General features: G+C 45.8%; 26 protein-coding genes. All 26 read left to right on the forward strand.

Going from position 1 to position 19,258, the window contains the following annotated elements; all coding sequences use genetic code 11:
- The first annotated feature begins 213 nt into the window (after positions 1-213).
- The 26 genes from BM607_RS03280 (at position 214) to BM607_RS03405 (ending at position 19,250) form a co-directional block, all read left to right on the forward strand.
- Positions 214-537: a DUF4406 domain-containing protein gene (locus BM607_RS03280; protein WP_071938912.1), complete on the forward strand. Its 324-nt coding sequence runs from the start codon at positions 214-216 to the stop codon at positions 535-537.
- Positions 538-562: 25 nt separating this feature from the next.
- Positions 563-904, forward strand: coding sequence for a hypothetical protein (locus BM607_RS03285; RefSeq protein ID WP_071938911.1), 342 nt, complete (start codon positions 563-565; stop codon positions 902-904).
- Positions 905-1,029: 125 nt separating this feature from the next.
- The gene (locus tag BM607_RS03290; RefSeq protein ID WP_071938910.1) at positions 1,030-1,317 is read left to right on the forward strand and encodes a DUF3892 domain-containing protein; all 288 of its coding nucleotides are present in this window, start codon (positions 1,030-1,032) and stop codon (positions 1,315-1,317) included.
- A gap of 171 nt (positions 1,318-1,488) precedes the next feature.
- Complete coding sequence (locus tag BM607_RS03295) at positions 1,489-1,752, forward strand: hypothetical protein (RefSeq protein WP_071938909.1); 264 nt, start codon at positions 1,489-1,491, stop codon at positions 1,750-1,752.
- Positions 1,753-1,756: 4 nt separating this feature from the next.
- On the forward strand, positions 1,757-2,269 hold the full coding sequence (locus BM607_RS03300) for a lysozyme (RefSeq protein ID WP_071938908.1): 513 nt from the start codon (positions 1,757-1,759) through the stop codon (positions 2,267-2,269).
- A gap of 248 nt (positions 2,270-2,517) precedes the next feature.
- A complete protein-coding gene (locus tag BM607_RS03310) occupies positions 2,518-3,042 on the forward strand; it encodes a hypothetical protein (protein WP_071938906.1) in 525 nt (174 codons plus the stop codon).
- A gap of 116 nt (positions 3,043-3,158) precedes the next feature.
- Positions 3,159-3,428: an HP1 family phage holin gene (locus BM607_RS03315; RefSeq protein ID WP_071938905.1), complete on the forward strand. Its 270-nt coding sequence runs from the start codon at positions 3,159-3,161 to the stop codon at positions 3,426-3,428.
- Positions 3,421-3,789, forward strand: a complete 369-nt coding sequence (locus BM607_RS03320) for a hypothetical protein (protein WP_071938904.1) — start codon at positions 3,421-3,423, stop codon at positions 3,787-3,789. Before BM607_RS03315 ends, BM607_RS03320 begins: the two co-directional genes overlap by 8 nt.
- Positions 3,786-4,124 carry an HNH endonuclease gene (locus tag BM607_RS03325; protein WP_071938903.1) on the forward strand — a complete coding sequence of 113 codons (339 nt, stop codon included), beginning with the start codon at positions 3,786-3,788 and terminating at the stop codon, positions 4,122-4,124. The genes BM607_RS03320 and BM607_RS03325 overlap by 4 nt, the downstream gene beginning before the upstream one ends.
- 8 nt (positions 4,125-4,132) lie before the next feature.
- Entirely contained in the window at positions 4,133-4,645 is a 513-nt protein-coding gene (locus BM607_RS21890) for a phage terminase small subunit P27 family (protein WP_071938902.1), read from the forward strand.
- Positions 4,602-6,347 (forward strand): terminase TerL endonuclease subunit, encoded by a 1,746-nt coding sequence (locus BM607_RS03330; RefSeq protein WP_212669154.1) that lies wholly within the window; start codon positions 4,602-4,604, stop codon positions 6,345-6,347. The genes BM607_RS21890 and BM607_RS03330 overlap by 44 nt, the downstream gene beginning before the upstream one ends.
- Complete coding sequence (locus BM607_RS03335) at positions 6,347-6,508, forward strand: hypothetical protein (protein WP_012587925.1); 162 nt, start codon at positions 6,347-6,349, stop codon at positions 6,506-6,508. The genes BM607_RS03330 and BM607_RS03335 overlap by 1 nt, the downstream gene beginning before the upstream one ends.
- Positions 6,505-7,812, forward strand: coding sequence for a phage portal protein (locus BM607_RS03340; protein ID WP_071938900.1), 1,308 nt, complete (start codon positions 6,505-6,507; stop codon positions 7,810-7,812). The genes BM607_RS03335 and BM607_RS03340 overlap by 4 nt, the downstream gene beginning before the upstream one ends.
- Positions 7,812-9,113, forward strand: a complete 1,302-nt coding sequence (locus BM607_RS03345) for a head maturation protease, ClpP-related (RefSeq protein ID WP_249269541.1) — start codon at positions 7,812-7,814, stop codon at positions 9,111-9,113. Before BM607_RS03340 ends, BM607_RS03345 begins: the two co-directional genes overlap by 1 nt.
- A 12-nt stretch (positions 9,114-9,125) precedes the next feature.
- Entirely contained in the window at positions 9,126-10,316 is a 1,191-nt protein-coding gene (locus BM607_RS03350) for a phage major capsid protein (protein WP_071938899.1), read from the forward strand.
- Between the two features lie 96 nt (positions 10,317-10,412).
- A complete protein-coding gene (locus BM607_RS03355; protein ID WP_071938898.1) occupies positions 10,413-10,664 on the forward strand; it encodes a hypothetical protein in 252 nt (83 codons plus the stop codon).
- A gap of 21 nt (positions 10,665-10,685) precedes the next feature.
- A complete protein-coding gene (locus BM607_RS03360; protein ID WP_071938897.1) occupies positions 10,686-10,982 on the forward strand; it encodes a head-tail connector protein in 297 nt (98 codons plus the stop codon).
- Positions 10,982-11,344, forward strand: coding sequence for a head-tail adaptor protein (locus tag BM607_RS03365; protein ID WP_071938896.1), 363 nt, complete (start codon positions 10,982-10,984; stop codon positions 11,342-11,344). Before BM607_RS03360 ends, BM607_RS03365 begins: the two co-directional genes overlap by 1 nt.
- A gap of 1 nt (position 11,345) precedes the next feature.
- A complete protein-coding gene (locus BM607_RS03370) occupies positions 11,346-11,810 on the forward strand; it encodes an HK97-gp10 family putative phage morphogenesis protein (RefSeq protein ID WP_012587918.1) in 465 nt (154 codons plus the stop codon).
- The gene (locus BM607_RS03375) at positions 11,807-12,175 is read left to right on the forward strand and encodes a DUF3168 domain-containing protein (RefSeq protein WP_071938895.1); all 369 of its coding nucleotides are present in this window, start codon (positions 11,807-11,809) and stop codon (positions 12,173-12,175) included. The genes BM607_RS03370 and BM607_RS03375 overlap by 4 nt, the downstream gene beginning before the upstream one ends.
- Positions 12,176-12,266: 91 nt before the next feature.
- Positions 12,267-12,740, forward strand: coding sequence for a phage tail tube protein (locus tag BM607_RS03380; protein WP_071938894.1), 474 nt, complete (start codon positions 12,267-12,269; stop codon positions 12,738-12,740).
- A gap of 89 nt (positions 12,741-12,829) precedes the next feature.
- Positions 12,830-13,324, forward strand: coding sequence for a phage tail assembly chaperone family protein, TAC (locus tag BM607_RS03385; protein WP_071938893.1), 495 nt, complete (start codon positions 12,830-12,832; stop codon positions 13,322-13,324).
- Positions 13,325-13,362: 38 nt separating this feature from the next.
- On the forward strand, positions 13,363-13,506 hold the full coding sequence (locus BM607_RS03390) for a hypothetical protein (protein ID WP_087486469.1): 144 nt from the start codon (positions 13,363-13,365) through the stop codon (positions 13,504-13,506).
- Between the two features lie 63 nt (positions 13,507-13,569).
- Positions 13,570-16,347 carry a phage tail tape measure protein gene (locus tag BM607_RS03395; RefSeq protein ID WP_071938892.1) on the forward strand — a complete coding sequence of 926 codons (2,778 nt, stop codon included), beginning with the start codon at positions 13,570-13,572 and terminating at the stop codon, positions 16,345-16,347.
- On the forward strand, positions 16,347-16,682 hold the full coding sequence (locus BM607_RS03400; protein ID WP_071938891.1) for a phage tail protein: 336 nt from the start codon (positions 16,347-16,349) through the stop codon (positions 16,680-16,682). Before BM607_RS03395 ends, BM607_RS03400 begins: the two co-directional genes overlap by 1 nt.
- A gap of 24 nt (positions 16,683-16,706) precedes the next feature.
- A complete protein-coding gene (locus BM607_RS03405) occupies positions 16,707-19,250 on the forward strand; it encodes a hypothetical protein (protein WP_071938890.1) in 2,544 nt (847 codons plus the stop codon).
- The last annotated feature ends 8 nt before the right edge of the window (positions 19,251-19,258 follow it).

Raw genomic sequence — 19,258 nt, forward strand, 5'->3', positions numbered from 1 at the left:
CGGGTTAGTTCCAAAACCGCCAGTGCATCCCGTACCGAGAAATTTCACGTGTTGTCCGCACTGTCAGAAACCAATGCAAAAACGTTATTGGTTATTTGGTGAGTATTGCTGTGCTAACTCTTTTTGCGCTAGCAAGCACGGTTATATTCCAGTGCGCCATAAAGCGCCTGCCAACAAAATAACATCAATCATGAACCCGCCAGGTGATGATTAATGATTGCCACCTATATTGCTGGGCCAATCAGTGGCAACGTCGAGGCCAATAAGCTGGCATTCTTTAGTGCAGCAGAGGAACTGGCCGTAACAGGCAGAGTAGTGTTGCACTCTGCAGGGTTGCCCGTTGGGCTCACAGAACCCCAGTATATGGATATCTGTTACGCCATGATCCGCGCCTGCAGTGAGATAGTGATGTTGCCCGGTTGGCGCAAATCAGATGGCGCCACCGCCGAGTATTACTACGCCAAGAAGATCGGGCTTAAGATTGTGTTCGTCCCAACTGGAATAGACATTGAACGCGGTATGAGTTTAGTATCGTGATAGTGAAATTTAAGAGCTAAAAATCATGAATAACGAACGAAATTACACCATTGGCGCAGAAGATATCGTTGCCGTGGATATGCATTTTGAAAATCAGATTGAAAAGCTGATACATGACATTCTCAGTGTTGATGTCGGTGAGTCTTTTGCGATCAGTATTTATGATCTTGTAAATTTAATGCTTCATCCAACAAAAGAGGATTATTTAAAGCTATACAAGATTGCCGCATACAAGCTTTTAACAAGGCTAAAGCATGTCGATATAGATAGAGCCAGAAATCTAGTATGGGTTTGCGATGAAGGCCGTTGCGTTGTTTATTTTGGAATGAAAGATAGTCACGGCTTCTTTGAGTTAAAAGATTTATAAATCAGTTAAGTGATAAGTAATAAATGTGATCAATGCTGTTTTATTTATATGAATAATTGCCTAAGTTAAAAAGGTTATAATTTGTAGCTTTTTAGACGGATCCATTTAAAACCAAGGAGCAGGAAGTGGCAGATAATCATCAAATTAAATGTATTAATAAAACGGATCGTGCAAGTGCGCATGAGCGAATAAGCCATGTTGGTGGAACAAATCAAGATGGAACAAGATGGAAAATCTCTCTAGAGAGAGCTATTGATGGAATTGAGTCGGGCAAGTGGAAATTTTATGTCGGCGTTGGTGAGCATTCAGTTTGGGTTATCATTGCCACCAGTGCCAAGGGTAATAAATATTTGAAAACTGAGAATGATGGTGAGCAGCCAAATAATCTACTTAGTTTGCCTGAGTGTCCATAAAGGCTCATCAGCATCTATTGACCCAGCCGCATAGATTCACTATCGTGCTATAACAATGCGGATTAAAGCATCTAAAGCCACCTTAAAGGTGGTTTTTGCATTTCTGCACCTTAAATTATTGTTCAACTTGAAGCCTCAGCATCTGCTGGGGCTTTTTGTTTTGGGGCATCTATGAATAAGATTTTGATGAGTGTTGCCAATCCAAATGGATTCAAGCTCGAGTTACTGCTTAAACAATTGCAAGAAGAAGTCGCTGAGAAGACGGCTCGTGTTGCGCATGATAAAAGCGAATTAGCAGAGAAGGTTAAGTCAAATAATCTTCAAATCATCAAACTGCTATCTGAAGCTGAAGCATTGCAGGTAGAAAGCTTGAAGCTCATGGCTGCAAAAGCGCCAGATACAGGTCCGTTAGGTTCACCACGGATCGGAAAGTAAAAGCATGCGCAATAAGATGATAGTCACAGGCCTTAGCCTATCAGCTGCAGCTTTCATCACCTTGGTCACCTCAGAAGGATTTGCGCCAGTCGCTACAGTACCGGTGCAAGGAGATAGACCAACAGGCGGTTTCGGTTCCACTTATCACGCAGATGGTCGGCCCGTAAAGCTTGGTGATAAATTCACCCCAGTTAATGCGCTTACAGCAGCTAAGGCTCACATCTCAAAGGATGAGGAACGCTTCCGCAATAGCTTACCAAATGCCGAGCTTAACCAAGCATCTTACGATCTTTATATCGATTGGGTTTACCAGTACGGCATTGGGCGATGGTCAAACTCACCTATGCGTGATCATGTAATCAAAGGTGAATATCAACAGGCATGTGATGCGCTTCTGCTTCCGCAGTATCGCACTGTCGCTGGCTATGACTGTTCAACGCCTGGCAACAAGCGCTGCTATGGAGTCTGGGTTCGAGTGCAAGAGCGGCATAAGCGCTGCCTTGATTCACTGCAGTAGATTTACTCTAAATAATATCCAACACAACGCTATTAGAAGCGATTACAGAAGGGTTTAAATTCATGATGCCAGCGGTCAAATCTTTCGGTAAAGGCTCTGAAATCAACGCCTGTGAATCGGTTGAGGCGTTGTCAGTGGGGGTGGGGCGGGTCGAAACCTTGGAGCTTTTGCCTAACTGACCGTGCACTCCCATCTTTATACAAAACCGCGAAATGAAACCTTTTTTCTGGCGCAGGAAGGTCTTGAAAATGTTCAGTACATTAAAGAATAAAATCATTGCGTTAGTTATCGGTTTATTGGTCGTTTCCATTTTTGCTTTAGGTGTGTTTTTGATGATAAATCAGGGTCAAATAGCACAGTTAAAGAGTGATTTGGCTATATCTGAGCAATCAAGGGAAAACTTGCAAAAGGATTTGACCTCTGTTTCAGACTCGCTTGAAGTTGCTGAAAAAGATAAAGAAAACCTGTTATCTAGCCTTAGCTTATTAGCGAAAGCATTAAGCAATCGTGAACGTGATCGAAACGAAATTAAGCAGGAATTTGCCGCAAGTAATAAAGAATTGAAGCAAATTTTTAATGGGGCCAGTGATGAAAAAACGAAATCTTGGGGCACTGCTGATATCCCTGCAGATCTTAATAGGCTGCTCGAGCGTTCAGCCAGATGTGCGAACCGTTACCGTCACCAAGATAAAGTATGTTTTCCCGCCACAGGAACTGATCAGCCAGTGCCTAGCGCCACGATATTCCAGCAAGAAAAACCAAGAACTTTCTGAATACACCAATTCGTTGATTGAAGTGATTTCATTGTGTGACCGAGATTGGCTAGCACTAGAAACATGGATTAACGAGCAAAAATCTAAACTGTCTACCGAGTGATCGGAGGCTAACAATGAATATCAAACCATTGGCGCCAATTATGGATAAAGCTACGACAACCGGAAGCTATATTGCTTCGATCTCAACAGCAATAGGCGGCTTTTTGTCACTCAACAATATTGCGTTGCTGTTGGGTATCGCATCAACAATCGCTTTAGGCATTGTTCAATATCGTCTCTCGCGAGAAAAGAAAAAGCAAAACCGAGAATTTCACGAAGCGAGAATGGCATTGCTTAAGCAAGGCAACTTAAAAGCAATCAATATGGATGACGGCAATGAATAAAGTCGTAGTGGTCTTCAATGGCGCCATCGTTTCAGTTCCAGCTGTCGAATCTGATATTGGTAATGGCGGCAATGGCGCAAAATCATTAGTGCCATTGGTACCCGCTGATTGGGTTGATGTAACTGCATTAAATGCGGCATACCCAACATTTCAAGGTAAAACTAAGCCGCCAGTCATCAAGCAAAGCAAGCAAGATGATTTAATCGAATCAATGCAAGCCCTTACCGCCGCCATTAATGCCCAAACCACAGCGATCAGTCAGCTGGTAAATAGTAATCTTGAAATCGTTGATCAGATGATGGCCTCAGGGCCAGAAGAAGAAAAGCTATCAGGCTATTTAGATGGCTCAGATGAGTTATGAGTCAAAAACCTAGCTGGCGTGATGACAAGCGTAAAACCGCAGAGCGCGGGTACGGTGGACGTTGGCAAAAAGCCCGAGAAACATTCTTAAGTCGTCACCCGCTTTGTTGCTTCTGCGAACAAAAAGGCAAGATCACAGCCGCGACTGTAGTTGACCACAAAATTCCACACCAAGGTGATCAAGCCTTGTTCTGGGACACCAACAACTGGCAACCGCTTTGTAAGCTTTGCCACGATAGCACTAAAAAAATAATGGAGAATAGAGGGGTAAAGCCTGGCGCTGATGAAAGCGGCAAGCCCACAGACCCTAACCACCATTGGAACAAGATTAATTGAGGTGAAAAGTGGCAGTAGGAAGAAAAACCACCCCCACTGCGCTCAAGCTAGTTACAGGGAACCCAGGCAAGCGGCCACTCAATAAAAAAGAGCCGAAATTGCAAGCAGGTATTCCTCGCATGCCAGCTCACTTAAGCCCAAGAGCCAAAGCCGCATGGAAAAAACTCACCCTACTACTAAAAAATATGGGAGTTCTTACCCTTGCCGATGGTATGGCCCTTGAGCGTTTATGTGATGTTTACTCCGAAATCCTTGAGCTCAGAGACGAAATTAAGCAAAACGGCAGAACCTACCAAAGTATCAAAATCATCGCCGAAACCGTTGATGACGAAACCAAAGAATTAACGCAAGTCGAGCAAATGCTAATGAAGGCTAACCCAGCCGTGCAAATGCTGGCTGATGCCGATCGGCGCTTTAGAGCCTATCTCGTTGAATTTGGGCTAACCCCATCAGCCCGTAGCAAAGTACAGGTAACTGATGGCGCCAAGAAAAAAGACGAAGTCGACGAATTCTTCGGATGATATAGAAGATCGTGTTACTCGTTGGGCCAAGCAAGTTGTATCAGGCGAGTTCTTAGCGGGACCAGACATCCGTAATGCCTGTAAACGGCATTTAAAAGACTTAGAAACAGGCCACGAACGTGGCCTTTATTTTGACTTAGCCGCAGCAAACCGTGCGATCAGCTTTTTCCCAAAAGTATTGCGCTTAAGTGGTGGTGACCACGAAGGTAAGCCGTTCCATCTTCTAGATTGGCAAGCCTTTATTGTTGGTTCGTTGTTTGGTTGGAAAGATGCCGACCATACCCGCCGATTCCGCATGTGTTATGTAGAGAGTGGCAAGGGTTCCGGTAAATCACCGCTCGCAGGTGGAATAGGGCTTTACGGTTTAGTCGCTGATGGCGAGGCAAGTGCGGAAATTTATGCCGCCGCGACCAAAAAAGATCAGGCCATGATCCTATTCCGCGATGCGGTTTCCATGGTCAACCAGTCACCACAGTTAAGCTCAAGATTAAAAAAATCGGGAACTGGGCAGAGTGTTTGGAACCTAGCCTATCTCGAAAAGAATTCATTCTTTAGGCCAATAAGTTCGGACAACGGCCAATCAGGCCCACGTCCACACATGGCGCTGATTGACGAAGTTCACGAACACAAGAATAACAACGTCGTTGAAATGATGCGCGCCGGCACCAAAGGCCGCAAGCAAGCGCTGATCTTCATGATCACCAACTCAGGCCACGACCGCACCAGCGTTTGTTACTCATACCACGAATATGGCAAGGCCATTTGTGCGGGTACCAAAGAAGATGACTCATTCTTCGCCTTTATCTGTTCTCTCGATGAAGGTGACGACCCAATCAATGATGAAAGCTGCTGGCCGAAAGCAAACCCGTCACTCGGGTATACCTTCACGCACAAATACCTGCGTGAACAGGTTACACAAGCCAAGGGCATGCCAGCCAAAGAGAGCATTGTTCGGCGCTTAAACTTCTGTCAGTGGGTAGATTCTGCTTCGCCTTGGCTATCAGCCGACACATGGACAGATTGTGAAGATGATTTTGATATCAGCGAACTCTTCGGCGAAGAATGCTACGGCGGGCTCGACTTATCCGGTACCCGAGATTTAACGGCATTAGCGCTTTACTTCCCGCGAGTAAAAACGTTATTAGTCGAGTTTTGGACACCAAAAGACACCTTGCTTGACCGAGAACGCACCGATAACGTGCCGTATTCAGCATGGTTAAGGCAAGGTTTTATCCATGCACCACCCGGGCATGCAGTGGACTACAGCTTTGTCGCCGAACGCATCGCCGACTTATCAGCACAGTTCGATATCAAATGCATCGGCTTCGACCAATATCGTATTAACTATTTAACGCCAGCGCTAACAGAGGCAAACGTGTTTATCCCACTGGTTAAACACGGGCAGGGTTACTACAAAGCATCTGAATCAAACCTGTGGATGCCACGCTCAATTGAAGAGTTCGAAAAGCTGATCACCAGTAAGCAGATCAGAATCAAAACCAACCCATGCCTAAGGTGGAACGCAGCAAGCGCAGTGCTTGAGGCCGACGCCAAAGACAACCGTATTTTTACCAAGAAAAAATCCACAGGCCGCATCGATGGCGTAGTCGCCGCCGCAATGGCAGTGGGAACGGCATTAGAGTCAGATGGCATAGATGATACCGAAGATTGGTTAGCAGCGATAAGGGACCCAATTTACTAATGAACACACCACTTGCTCTATTCATTGCCCTAGCGCTCACAGGTTCATTACTGGCTGTCGCAGGCGTTTACATTCTTTTTGGGCTTGGCTGGTCATTGCTAGCGGGTTCATTGTTTGCATTCGCTGGCGCCTCATTTTTACGTAAAGGAATGACTGCGTGAAACCAACCAACTCATTAGGTTCAGTCATTGCGAAAGCGGCAAGCCAACCATTTGCATCGTTAGATAGTTTTATGGGTAAAACCTTAAGGCTCACAGACGGTGATTTTTGGTCGCAATTAATGGCAACCTCAAAAAGCGGCAAAACGGTTAATGTGAATACTGCCATGCAGCTTGCTGCAGTTTGGGCCTGTGTTCGCCGCATTGCTGAAACCGTTGCCATGCTGCCATTGGGGTTATACGAGCGCCAAAGTGATGGCGGCAGAGTACAGGTTCAAGGCAGCCTATCAAATGTGTTAAGCCTTAAGCCAAATGCTGACATGACAGCAATGCAGTTTTGGGAAGCCGTCATAGCCTCATTGCTGCTAAAGGGTAATGCATTCATTGAGATCCACCGTTCAGGTACCGACATTATCGCGCTCGATTTCCTAATGCCACACCGCATGGATATCGATCTCGCCGATAACGGCAGTCTAGTGTATTGGTACACACCTAGAAAGGGTAAAAAACGTCAAATAGAAAAGCAAAACATGATGCACATCCCCGCATTCTCGCTGGATGGTTTGATTGGCTTATCGACTATTTCCTATGGTGCCAATGTATTTGGCGGCGCTATGTCAGCCGAAGATGTTAGCGCCAATACCTTTAAAAATGGTATGACAAAAACAGTCGCCTTCAAGGTAGATCGCATATTAAAACCTGATCAGCGCGCAGAATTTCGTGAGTATGTAAAAACCATCACAGGCGCAATGAACGCGGGTAAATCCCCCGTACTTGAGCAAGGTGTTACCCCTGAGTTGATTGGCATCAACCCGATTGATGCCCAGTTACTCGAGTCGCGAAACTACAGCGTAGAAGAAATCTGCCGCTGGTTTTTAGTGGACCCTTCATTAATTGGTTTTGGTGGTAAAGATAGCAATTGGGGCACAGGGTTAGAGCAAAAGATGATCGGCTTTGTCACCTTGACGTTATCTTCTTGGATCCGCCGCATTGAGCAGTCAATTAGCATCAACTTGCTCACTCCAGCACAGCGTCAAACTCAGTACGCTCAATATAACCTTGAAGCCCTACTTCGTGGCGATAGTGCATCACGGGCAGAGTTCTACAGCAAAATGACTCAAAACGGCATTTACACCCGTGACGACTGCCGCGTAAAAGAAAACTTACCGCGCCGTGGCGGCAATGCCGATGTGTTAACTGTTCAAACCAACTTAGCCCCCATTGATCAGCTGGGTGCTCAATCTGAATCTGCAAAAGTACAAGCCGCATTAAATAGCTGGCTTAATCAAGACAAGCAGGGTGGATAATGCCAATTATTAATATCGTTGTAGGCCCGCCATGTGCAGGTAAGTCAACTTACATTAATGATAATCGTAAAGACGATGATGTCGTGGTTGATTATGACAAACTTGCATCCTCATTAGGCTCAGTAGTAAGGCATCAATCAACAGGATCAATTAAGAAGATTGCAGGCAAAGTACGCTGGTCAGCTATCAATAACATACTCAAAGGTGTTACCCATGACAGTTGGATAATTCACACTAATCCAAGCCAGTCAACGGTAGATCGGTATCATGATCATGATGCCGTTTTTCACTTAATCGACCCCGGTAAAGAAGAATGTTTAAGCCGTTCTAAAAGTGATAATCGTCCCGAAGGGACTGATGAAGTCATTGAGCAATGGTATGAATCTCCACCATCAATAACCAAATCAGAAGAAACCATAGAGCAAGCCTCAATTAGGAGTAATGCAATGCCATTTCCAAAAAGCTTCTCGCAGAGCGGAGTGCGCTGCGATGTTTCTCCGCGTGCGCAAGAGCTGTGGAACCCAGCGATTCAGGCCGCGGTTGAAAACACTGAATCTACCATTACGGTTTACGGCATCATTGGCGAGGACTGGTATGGGGAAGGCGTCACGCTGAAGCGTATCGATGCTGCGCTACGCAGTATCGGCGCAGATAAAGATGTGACCGTCTACATCAATTCTCCCGGTGGCGATATGTTCGAAGGTATCGCCATTTATAACCGCTTGCTTGAGCACAAAGGCAAAGTGACCACCAAAGTGCTTGGCCTCGCAGCTTCTGCCGCATCCGTCATTTACATGGCGGGTGCAGCTGATGAGCGCTTTGTCGCCAGCTCTGCCTTTCTGATGATCCACAACTGCTGGGTATTTGCCATCGGTAACCGCCATGCATTGCGAAACATTGCTGATGACATGGAAGAATTCGATGCCGCCATGGTCGATTTGTATGTTGAAGGCAGTGGGCAGAGCGAGAAAGCCATTGCAACCATGATGGATGAAGAAACCTTTATCCGTGGAAAAAAAGCCGTAGAACTTGGCTTTGCGGCTGGCACTTTATCCGCTGCTGAAATTGGCGAATCAACCGACAACACCAGCGCGAACTCACTACGAAAAGTCGATGCCGCGATGGCAAAAGCAGGCGTTCCGCGCAGTGAACGCCGTCAACTATTGCAAGATTTAAAGTCCAGTACGCCGAGCGCTGCTGGCGGCATCACGCTAAATGCTGATGTGTCCGATACGCAAAACGCTGTCGCCCCCGATCTAACTGCGTTAATCAACGCATCAAACACCATTTTATCTAAATAACTGGAGGCGATTATGCCAAACCCAAATTTTGAAAAACAAGTAGAAGAATTAGGTGCCAATCTAACCAAGATTGGTGATCAAATTAAATCGGCGGCAGAAGAAACCAATAAGCAGATCAAGGCTTCTGGTGAAATGCATGCCGAAACCCGTGACAAGGTCGATAAGCTGCTGTTAGAGCAGGGTGCCTTGCAAGCTCGCTTGCAAGAAGCTGAGCAAAAGCTGCTTAAGGGACCGCAAAGTCAGCAAGAAGAACGTGAAATGTCGATCGGTGAGCGAGTAGCGAAAGACAAAGAAATGGAAGGGGTAAACAGCTCTTTCCGTGGTAGTCGTCGTGTGCAAATGCCACGTTCAGCGATTACATCCGCCACAGGTTCAGGTGGTGCATTAGTCCGCCCTGATCGTATGGCTGGTATCGTTGCACCTCCACAGCGCACCTTCACGATTCGCGATTTGATTGCACCAGGTCGAACTGGCAGCAACAGCGTTGAATATGTGAAGGAAACTGGCTTTACCAATAATGCGGCCCCAACTGCTGAAAATACTCAAAAACCGTATTCAGATATCACTTTTGGTTTAGTGAATAATGCAGTACGTACCATCCCGCATCTTTTTAAAGCCAGCCGCCAAATCTTGGATGATGCCGAGCAATTAGCTAGCTACATCGATGCTCGTGCTCGTTATGGCTTAATGCTTGCTGAAGAAACGCAACTGCTGTACGGCAATAATACTGGCGCTAACCTGCACGGTATTATCCCGCAAGCTAGTGCTTACGTTAAACCAGCAGGTGCAACAGTCACTGCAGAGCAGCATATTGACCGCATTCGTCTTGCAATGCTACAAGCTGCTTTAGCTGAATACTCCTCCGACGGTATCGTACTCAATCCGATCGACTGGGCTGTGATTGAAATGCTTAAAGATAGCAATGGGAATTACTTAATTGGTAAACCTCAAGGCCAAACATTCGCAACCTTGTGGAATCGTCCTGTTGTAGAAACTTCTGCGATTGTGCAAGACGAGTTCTTAGTCGGTGCCTTCCAAATGGGCGCGCAGATCTATGACCGTATGGATATTGAAGTCTTAATTTCTACCGAGAACGACAAAGACTTTGAGTTAAACATGGTGACTATCCGTGCTGAAGAACGTTTAGCACTTGCGGTTTATCGTCCTGAAGCGTTTGTCACTGGCGATTTCACTTTCGCCTAACAGCGCAAAATCACTTAACTGATAACTAAAAGCAAAAAGGCCGAATATCTTCGGCCTTTATCGTTTTTATCAAGACCAATTTATAGGAGTAATACCATGGCTAAAGTTCTCGCCATTGCACTTAAGTCCTTTTACTTTGAAAAGGAAGTAAAAACCCGCGCATCAAAACCATTTGAAGTGGATGAACATCATTTCAATGAGCTAAAGCACAACAAATTAGTTGAGCGCGCACCGGAAGAAAAAACAGAAGAAGCAGACGCTAAGGCCGCTGCAGAAGCTGAAACCAAGGCAAAAGAAGAAGCAGATGCTAAGGCCGCTGCCGCAGCTGCAAAAAAAGCTAAAGCTTAATCCGTTATTCAGGAGTCCTCAGTGAGCACCATTTCCCTAGAGCAAGCCAAGCAATTTCTTGACGTTATCCACGATGAGGATGATGCCAAACTGCAATTATTGCTCAATGCCGCCGAGGATGAGGCCTGTCAATTTATGGGAAGGGAATCCCTTACTATTCTGCTTGATGAGACGACTGCAGAACTGCCAGCAAGTATCACTATGGGCGTAATGATTTTACTGCAAGCAAACTATCAAGCAACACCAGAAGATGCGGCAAAACTGCGCAAAGCAGCAGAAATAAAATTAACGCCTTATCGAATTGGTTGGGGCATCTAATGCTAGCGCATCGTTTACGTCACCGGGTTCATATCCAACAACCGATAAAAACTCAGGATCCCCAATCAGGTGGTGATCTCATTGAATGGCAAACCCTCACGCTAGGGGTTAAACCCCTCGATAAGCTCGCTGCAGAGGTATTAACCGGCGCTGGTCGAGAATTATTTGCGGCAGATGCCAAACAAGCTGAAACCAGCGCAAGAATTAATTTTCGTTGGTTCCCCATTGATTTAAGCCTTTTATACCAATGCCGCATTTTATGGGATGGCAGAACCTACGATATCCAATCGGTAGAAACCGACATAACAGGGCGTCAAGAGTGGCGCTTGCGCTGTAAAGATGGCGTTAATCAGGGGCTTTAAGATGGCCGCAAAATTCGATTTCAGTCTCATTGGCTTAAAAGAAGTTAAAGCCAAAATGAACAAGGTTAGCCAAACCGTGCTTGATACCGGTACACGTACCGCGCTGCGCAAAGCTGCTGGCATAGTCAAAAAAGCGGCTCAAGAAAATTCACTCAATGTGGACGACCCCAAAACAGGTAGGCGCATTCGCGACAACGTCACCCTGCAGTTTGCTAGCCGGCTATTTAAAAGCGAAGGCGTGATCATGTATCGAGTGGGTATTGCAACTAATCGCGGCCGTATTCCTACACCGAACGCCGACGAAGGTGCGCGCGGTAATACCCCACACTGGCATTTAGTCGAGTTCGGTACCGAACACGCCCAAGCACAGCCATTTATGCGTCCGGCACTGGCCAATAACATCAATCAAGTGATCGGCCGTTTTACGGTTGAATTTGATAAAGAACTCGATAAGGCACTTTCATGAGTATGGCGCCCATTTTTGTCGTGTGTCGAGAAAGCACGGCAGTAACTGATTTACTCGGTACCAATCCCACGCGGCTTTATCCATTCGGCCAAGCGCCGCAAAACGTAGCCAAGCCCTATGCTGTTTGGCAGGTGATAAGCGGTAGCCCTGAAAACTATATATCAGGCCGCCCAGATACCGACACCTTTGCACTGCAAGTGGATGTGTATGCCGATTCAGGCAATTCGGCTAATGCCGTAGGTGATGCAATTCGCTTCGCCACTGAATTAGAGGCGCATACCACCAATTACAACGGTGATAGTCGCGACAAAGAAACAGGCAATTATCGTCACAGCTTTGACATCGATTGGATAGTCACAAGATAACCCACTAAACACCATTTCATAAAACCCAAAGCCTCTGCAACCGCAGGGGCTTTTTTGTATCTGCCGTAAGGCTATTGTTAGGAGCACACACATGAGTATGAAAACGCAGGGCACACAGCTCTATGCAATCGATCCGGCAGATGATTCCATTTTAGGCGTCATCGCGGTGACTAGTATTGATGGTATTGACAGTGCCGTTGATTCCATCGAAACCACCCCGCTTGAGGCCATGACCCGTGAATTTGAATCAGGCCTAAAATCACCTGGTGCTGCAACGTTTGGCATTAACGTCGACTCACGTATTCCCAGCCATATGCGCCTGCATCAATTAAAAACGGCAGGTACTACATTGAAATGGGCCATTGGTTTTTCTGATGCCATTGGCACTCCTCCAACCGTTACCACTAAAGACTTCACCTTACCCACAACCCGTACTTGGATCACCTTCGAAGGCTTCATGACTGCTTATCCATTCGCGTTTGCGCAAAACGATGTGGTTAAGTCAACCATCGGCATTCAGGTATCTGGCGATCCTTTGGTGGTGCCCGCGACTGTTACGCCTTAATCATAGGTAAGCCTGATTAACCTAAATGAAGTCCACTTAATCAGTGGGCTTTTGCTTAACCGTCTTAACTTAATCCTCAAGGAACAAACATGGAATTAAGTGTTGCTAGCCTTATTCAGTCGGGGTCTTATTCTCCCGCAAAGCCAGAACGCCGCGAAATTTCGTGGAAAAACTCTAATGGTGAAACCAATAAAGCCGTAGTTTTTATCCGTAAAGAGTCATTTGCCACCGCACAAGCCGAAGCCCGCAACTACAATCTCGGCGTTGACTGGCTAACCTCGCGCATTGTGTCCAGCATTGTCGATGAACACGGCAAGCCGCTATTTGAGGTTGACGATATCCTCGGTAATGACGCCCATGGCCCTATCTGTGACTCATTAGGTTACGCCTTAATTGGCGCGATTAACGAAGTCAACGGCATTGGACTGAAACCTGACCCAAAAGCCTTACCGCCGACGACGAATTCTGGCACGAGCTCGTCCTCGCAGGCGTTGGCGGACGAACCATTGAAGAAGCCCAGCAAAACCTCACACACCGAGAAGTCATCAACTGGATCGCCTACCGAGCAAAGTTCGGCCCCTTAAGCCTTCAAGCACGGCAAGAACGCATTGCCGCCGCGCAAATGCACCACCTCAATATCATTCACGGAGGCAAAGCCGATCTTGAACACTTCATGTTGTTCAGCCAGTTGGATGAAGCGCCGCAGCAAGAAGCCACCGTTGATGATGTGCTTATGATGTTAAAAGCCAGCGCCATCAAAAAGTAATTCAAATTAGTGCAATAAGGCCAAGGACGGCCAACCAATCTAAATATTCAATAGGATCATCCAATGGCAAATCGTTCATTAAGCAATTTAACGCTAAATTTGATTGCAGAAACAGGCAGCTTCAATGCTGGCATGGACTCGGCCGAACGGTCATTGGATAAAGTTGCTAGAGCAGCCCAAAAACAAAAAAATGATCTAGTTCGACTAATGGGACAGATTGACCCACTAGTGTCTGAGTACGCCAAGCTAGATAAAATGGAGCGACAACTCCAAAAGCATCGAGAGACAGGCACTTTAGCGGGCAGCGAATATGATCTTTATGCCAAACGCTTAGCAACTATGCGAAGCGAATTAGGCAAAACGGGTGCAGAGTACGACAAAACTGGCATGTCAGCCAAACAAATGGCCTTTGCAACTCGCGGTTTACCTGCTCAGTTTACCGATATCGCCGTATCGCTCCAAGGTGGTCAAAACCCCATGACCGTATTTTTGCAGCAAGGCGGTCAGTTAAAAGATATGTTTGGCGGCGTGGGCCCAGCAGCTAAAGCCATGGGTGGCTATATTGCTGGTTTGGTTAATCCATTTACTGTGGGCGCCACAGCAGCTGGCGTAATGGCGCTGGCGTATTACCAAGGCAGCATAGAGGCAGATAGACTACGTAATGCATTAATACTAACGGGCAATTCTGCAGGTACTACTTCAGACGAATTAATGGATGCCGCCAAGCGTATTGATGCCATTAGTGGCACCCAACGCCAAGCCGCTGCTGCACTGGCAGAGGTTGCTAATACTGGCAAGTTTACCGCCAGTCAAATCGAATTAGTCGGCCTTGCAGCCGTACAAATGGAAAATGTCACCGGCAAAGCGGTCGCCGATACGGTGGCAGAATTTGTCAAACTTGCTGATGATCCCGTTAAAGCGGCTGAAGAACTCAATAAAAAATACAACTTCCTCACCGCATCTGTTTATGAGCAGATTGTCGCACTAAAAGAAGCGGGTAAGACCACCGAGGCATCAAACTTAGCATTTAAGGCTTATAGCGACGCAATAGGTGATCGTACTAGCGATATCACTTCAAACCTTGGCTATGTCGAAAGGTCATGGAAAGCGGTAAAAGAGATATCCGCCGAGGCGTGGGACGCCATGCTCGACGTTGGCAGACCCTCATCACTAAATGAAGAACTTGCTAAAGTAACCAAACAGATAGAGGAAAAAAAAGCCCAAATAAACGCTGAAACATCAAGGCTTGGGGAAAAGGGATATACAGACCTTAACGCTTATAAAGCTGAGTTGAAGGTTCTTGAGATAAGCCGTAAAGCGTTTGAAGCAAAAATGAATGCCGGAAAGAAAGCTGCCGAACAGCAGGCTGAGTCTAATAAATTAGAAAAAGAGCGCATCGAGCAGATCAAGTATTTGGCGGCTGAAAATGAAAAAAGCCTAACCAATGAGCAAAAGCGCACCAAAGAGATAGAAAAATATAATCAAGCACTTGCCAAGTTGCGCAAGGACGACCCAAACAACGCCCTACTTAATCCTGAGGTAATCAAACGCACACTCGCCTCCATTGAAGAAAAGTTTAAAGACTCTGCCAAAACCACCAAAGCCTTTGCTGACGATGCCGCCACTACGTATCTCATGCGTTTGCGCGAAACCCAAGCAGGCTTGCAAGGTCAGCTAGATAGCAGCACTAAGTTAACGCAAGCACAAAAAGAACTATTGCAATTTGAGCAGCAAATCTCCGATATCAAAAACAAAGAGATCCTTACCGCTGAACAAAAAAGTTATCTAGCAAAAGAAGACCAACTCCGCGCCGAAAACCAAATGAATGTCGCACTGGCAGAGCAAATAAAATTGCGCGATCAAGCCCTGCGAACACAAAGCTACAGCGCCAATCTCACTGCTAACCTAGCCGCAGAACAACAGCGCAACGCCGATAAACTTGCCACCTTTGGCCTTGGCGACAAAGCCCAGCAACGCCTAGGTGATCGCCAAGGCATTGAGCAAGATATCGAGCGTGCTCAGGGTAAAGCGTTATCAGATAACCTCGCAGGCCGAACGACTGATGAAGAGTATCAACAACAGCTTGCTATGTTGAAAGATAACCTCACCGCACGCTTGGCCGTTCAGGATGAATACTATTTAGCCCTCGACGCCAAACAAGCCGATTGGACTAACGGTGCCCGTTCATCAATGCAAAACTACATTGATGCCGCAGCTGACATGGCAGGCCAAACCAAAACCCTCATGGATGGTGCTTTTGGCGGCATGACCGACGCGCTTACCGATTTTGTAATGACGGGTAAGGCTGGCTTTGCCGGGCTCGCTAAATCCATCATTGCGGATATTGCCAAAATTGCCATGCAAAAAGCCATTGCTGGTCTGGTGGGGAATATGTTTGGTGGTTTCGCAGATGGAGGCGCAGTTGGCGATACTGGATTCTCATCTGGCGGCTTTACTGGCTTTGGTGGGAAATACGAGCCTGCAGGTATTGTTCACAAGGGCGAGGTCGTTTGGTCGCAGCGTGATGTAGCGGCTGCTGGCGGCGTGTCCACAGTGGAAGCCATGCGCAAAGGCAATAAAGGCTACGCCAATGGCGGCATAGTTGGCGGCGCAGCCTATAACGGCGTGCCAGCCTCGGCAACGGCAGGCGCTGGCGTGGTGCATGTTGAGGTCAACATAGATCAAAGTGGCAATGCCACAACCAAAGCCGATACCCCTGCCTTAAGTCAGTTCGGCAGCGAGCTGGGTAAGTTTGTCGAGCAAAAATACCGCGAGCTATTGGCGAAGGATTTACGCCCTAATGGTCAAATTGGCCGCACTATGGCTGGAGGTTATCGCTAATGCCGCAGACATTCACTTGGGCACCCGATAATGGCGCTACAGGCGATACCCAATATCGCACCCGCACCGCACAGTTTGGCGATGGTTATCGTCAGGCAGTTGGTGATGGTATCAACAGCAAAATTCAAAGCTGGCCACTGACATTTACCAAAAATAAAGCCACAGCTGAAGCGATCACCGAATTCTTTAATGATCACCAAGGCTTTAAGGCTTTTGCGTGGACGCCCCCACTCGGTACCGCCTCACTGTGGAAAGTGACTCAGCAAACAAACACCCCGCTAGGTGGCGGCATGTACCGAATCACCGCCACTTTTGAACAAGCATTTCATCCTTAACACTTCGCTATCGGACGTAAACACATGGCATTTGAAACTATCAGTCTTGGCACCCAGCCAGCAGGCACGGGTGGAGATACCGCCCGTACCGCTTTTGAAAAAGTTAACCGCAACTTTATAGCCGCCGATGTACTAGCCGCAGCCATGTCACAAGCACAGTTTGAAGCAATACGTGCACAGAATAATGAAGAATTTGCAGCAAGTGGCTTTGTGCATTTTGGTAAGCATACAGATTTACTAGCATCTAGAATTGTAGTTAATGAGGGTCTATTTACTGACTTACTAACTAGTAATATTTTAGGTGTTGGCTACCCTTTAAACTCATCTCAACGAGGTAAATCTAAAACGGATGCACCAGTATTAAATGTTGCTGGCGTAATATTTAATATTTATGCGCTAAATTCATTTGATGCTTGGAATAAAATTAAACTCCCGCAAGCTCCCGATGGCAAAGTCACTTACAACAAAACTACGGGCGTTGTAACTACACACGCCACTGTTACCGCAGCATTTAATGCTCAGGCAGCAGACCAAACGAATGTTGAGGTAGTAACCGACCGTGTAGATATGTGGGGATTTGAGGCTTGGTTAGAAGAAGTCAATACAACCAATCCGTATGTTTATCCAAATGGGCTAATTCAATCCCAAGCTACAACTATGGATGGCACTGCTACTTCGGCTAGTGCTCGCCCAGTAACTTATTATGCAGTGTTCTATGGTGATACTGGTTCAAAAGGGAAAGGTTTAAACTATTTTGCTTTGAGTGATGCTAATAAAAAGAAAGTATTAGCTAATTCTAAGAACAATTTGTACTACCTAGATGATGGTCGATTGGTTCAGTGGCGTTTACGTCAAAGGTCATTTGCTGGGGCGGGGAATGGAGATTGGACCAGTATCAGCCCAGTTACAGACCAATACGGTGTGAGATTTTCAGCAACTAATGATGCTATCCCCCAAGGAAGCTTAAATACAACGTCAAATAGACAACCTACTCAGTATTTTTATTCTAGTAAGAATCCACCATCAAATATTATTGATGCAAGATTTTATAATGATGCTGGTGTGTATCAAATACGTCCTACATCGGCTGATTTATGTGGCATTAATGGACAGTGCTATTTCCTAGTATGTGGAACAGTTAATAGGCTGAACCAAGGAGCGTATCATCCTAGCTTTAACCCTAGTGGTACTGCTTCTTGGACCTCTGCCCAGCAACCATATTTGGCATGTACTTGGGATAATAAGGACGCTAGAACAAAATTAAGTGGTGAGCCAACTAACACCGCTGGCTGCTTTACAGGTGCCCTTGGAACGTCAAATGGAGGTTTTGGTAATATAGGCACAAAATCTTATGATGGGTATAATCATCCGGATAAGCGTTTCTACGATGCTATTTATGCTGAGGGTCAAGGGGGGGTTTGTCGAGATATGCGCTACTCAGCTAATGGGGTTGATTTAGTTGATTTTGCAGAAGCTGACCAAAAGGTTAAAAACGGTACTTATCGTGGGTTTGAAAAACTTAAATTTACTTTAATTACCAAAACTACAGGGGCTGCAGGTTCGTGGGATTATCTACCTAGATTACCATCAAATTTTATAAGGGAAGCATCTATTGGGGATATTATTTATGTTCAGACTCAATCAGGTACTTATGAAAAACGCACGGTAATTAGTAAAGATGCTTCAAATATACGGATAAATGCAGCTGTAGATTATGCATTAGATTATATTTGTATATTAGAAACCACAAAAAGTTTATCCGTTGGTGGTTCATTCCTTCAAACAGATGTAATTGGTAATCCTGCTAATATCCTAGCAACACCTCAACTAGTTAATGGTTGGCAAGGTAGCTGGCTTCCTATAATTCCTGATGGTGTGAAGAAATATAGTGATTTCTTCTTTACTCGAAAAGTTATTCAAACTTCACCCTTATCTTCGGTTTCAACAGATAATAACGGTACATCGTGGGTAACTGGAGCACCACCAGTGAATTCTGTAATAAATTCTGTATCTTCACCAACGGTATTCCCAGCGAATAGAGTGCAATTATTACCTTATCAAGCCTTCGCAAAACAAACAGAAAATGCAGTTAACGGTGTGGTTTATGGTGGAGAAAAAGGAATTGGTAGTGTATGGGAATATTCAGGTTTTTACCCGCATACTTGGGGTAACGCATTACTAGAATCTTTATTAGGTAAAGTAGGTGTTAGTGCAGATTCTAATCTATTTATAGGTAATTTAGCTCTTATATATAGTATGTTACGGTTAACTGGAGAGCAGGATGCTAGCTCTGTTCGTTTACCAATTCATAATTCTATTAATTTGAGTGCACCAACAAATAGTAGTTCTGGAGTTAAAGCCATTAACTATAACGTCAATCTAAACCAGCAAGCATTTATCCAGTATGCTTACACTGAGCTTAAGCATAATGGAACGAACTGGGGTGATGATGGCAAAGTGACGATTGTCGATAACCAAACCACTAAGACCGACTTAAACGGCAATACTGTTTTAGTGGGCACAGCTAAACTTAAAGAGCCAATCGGCTGGATTAAGAACAAGGTGTAACTCTGGTT

It is taken from the genome of Shewanella sp. SACH (assembly GCF_001887095.2).
Lineage (GTDB): Bacteria > Pseudomonadota > Gammaproteobacteria > Enterobacterales > Shewanellaceae > Shewanella > Shewanella baltica.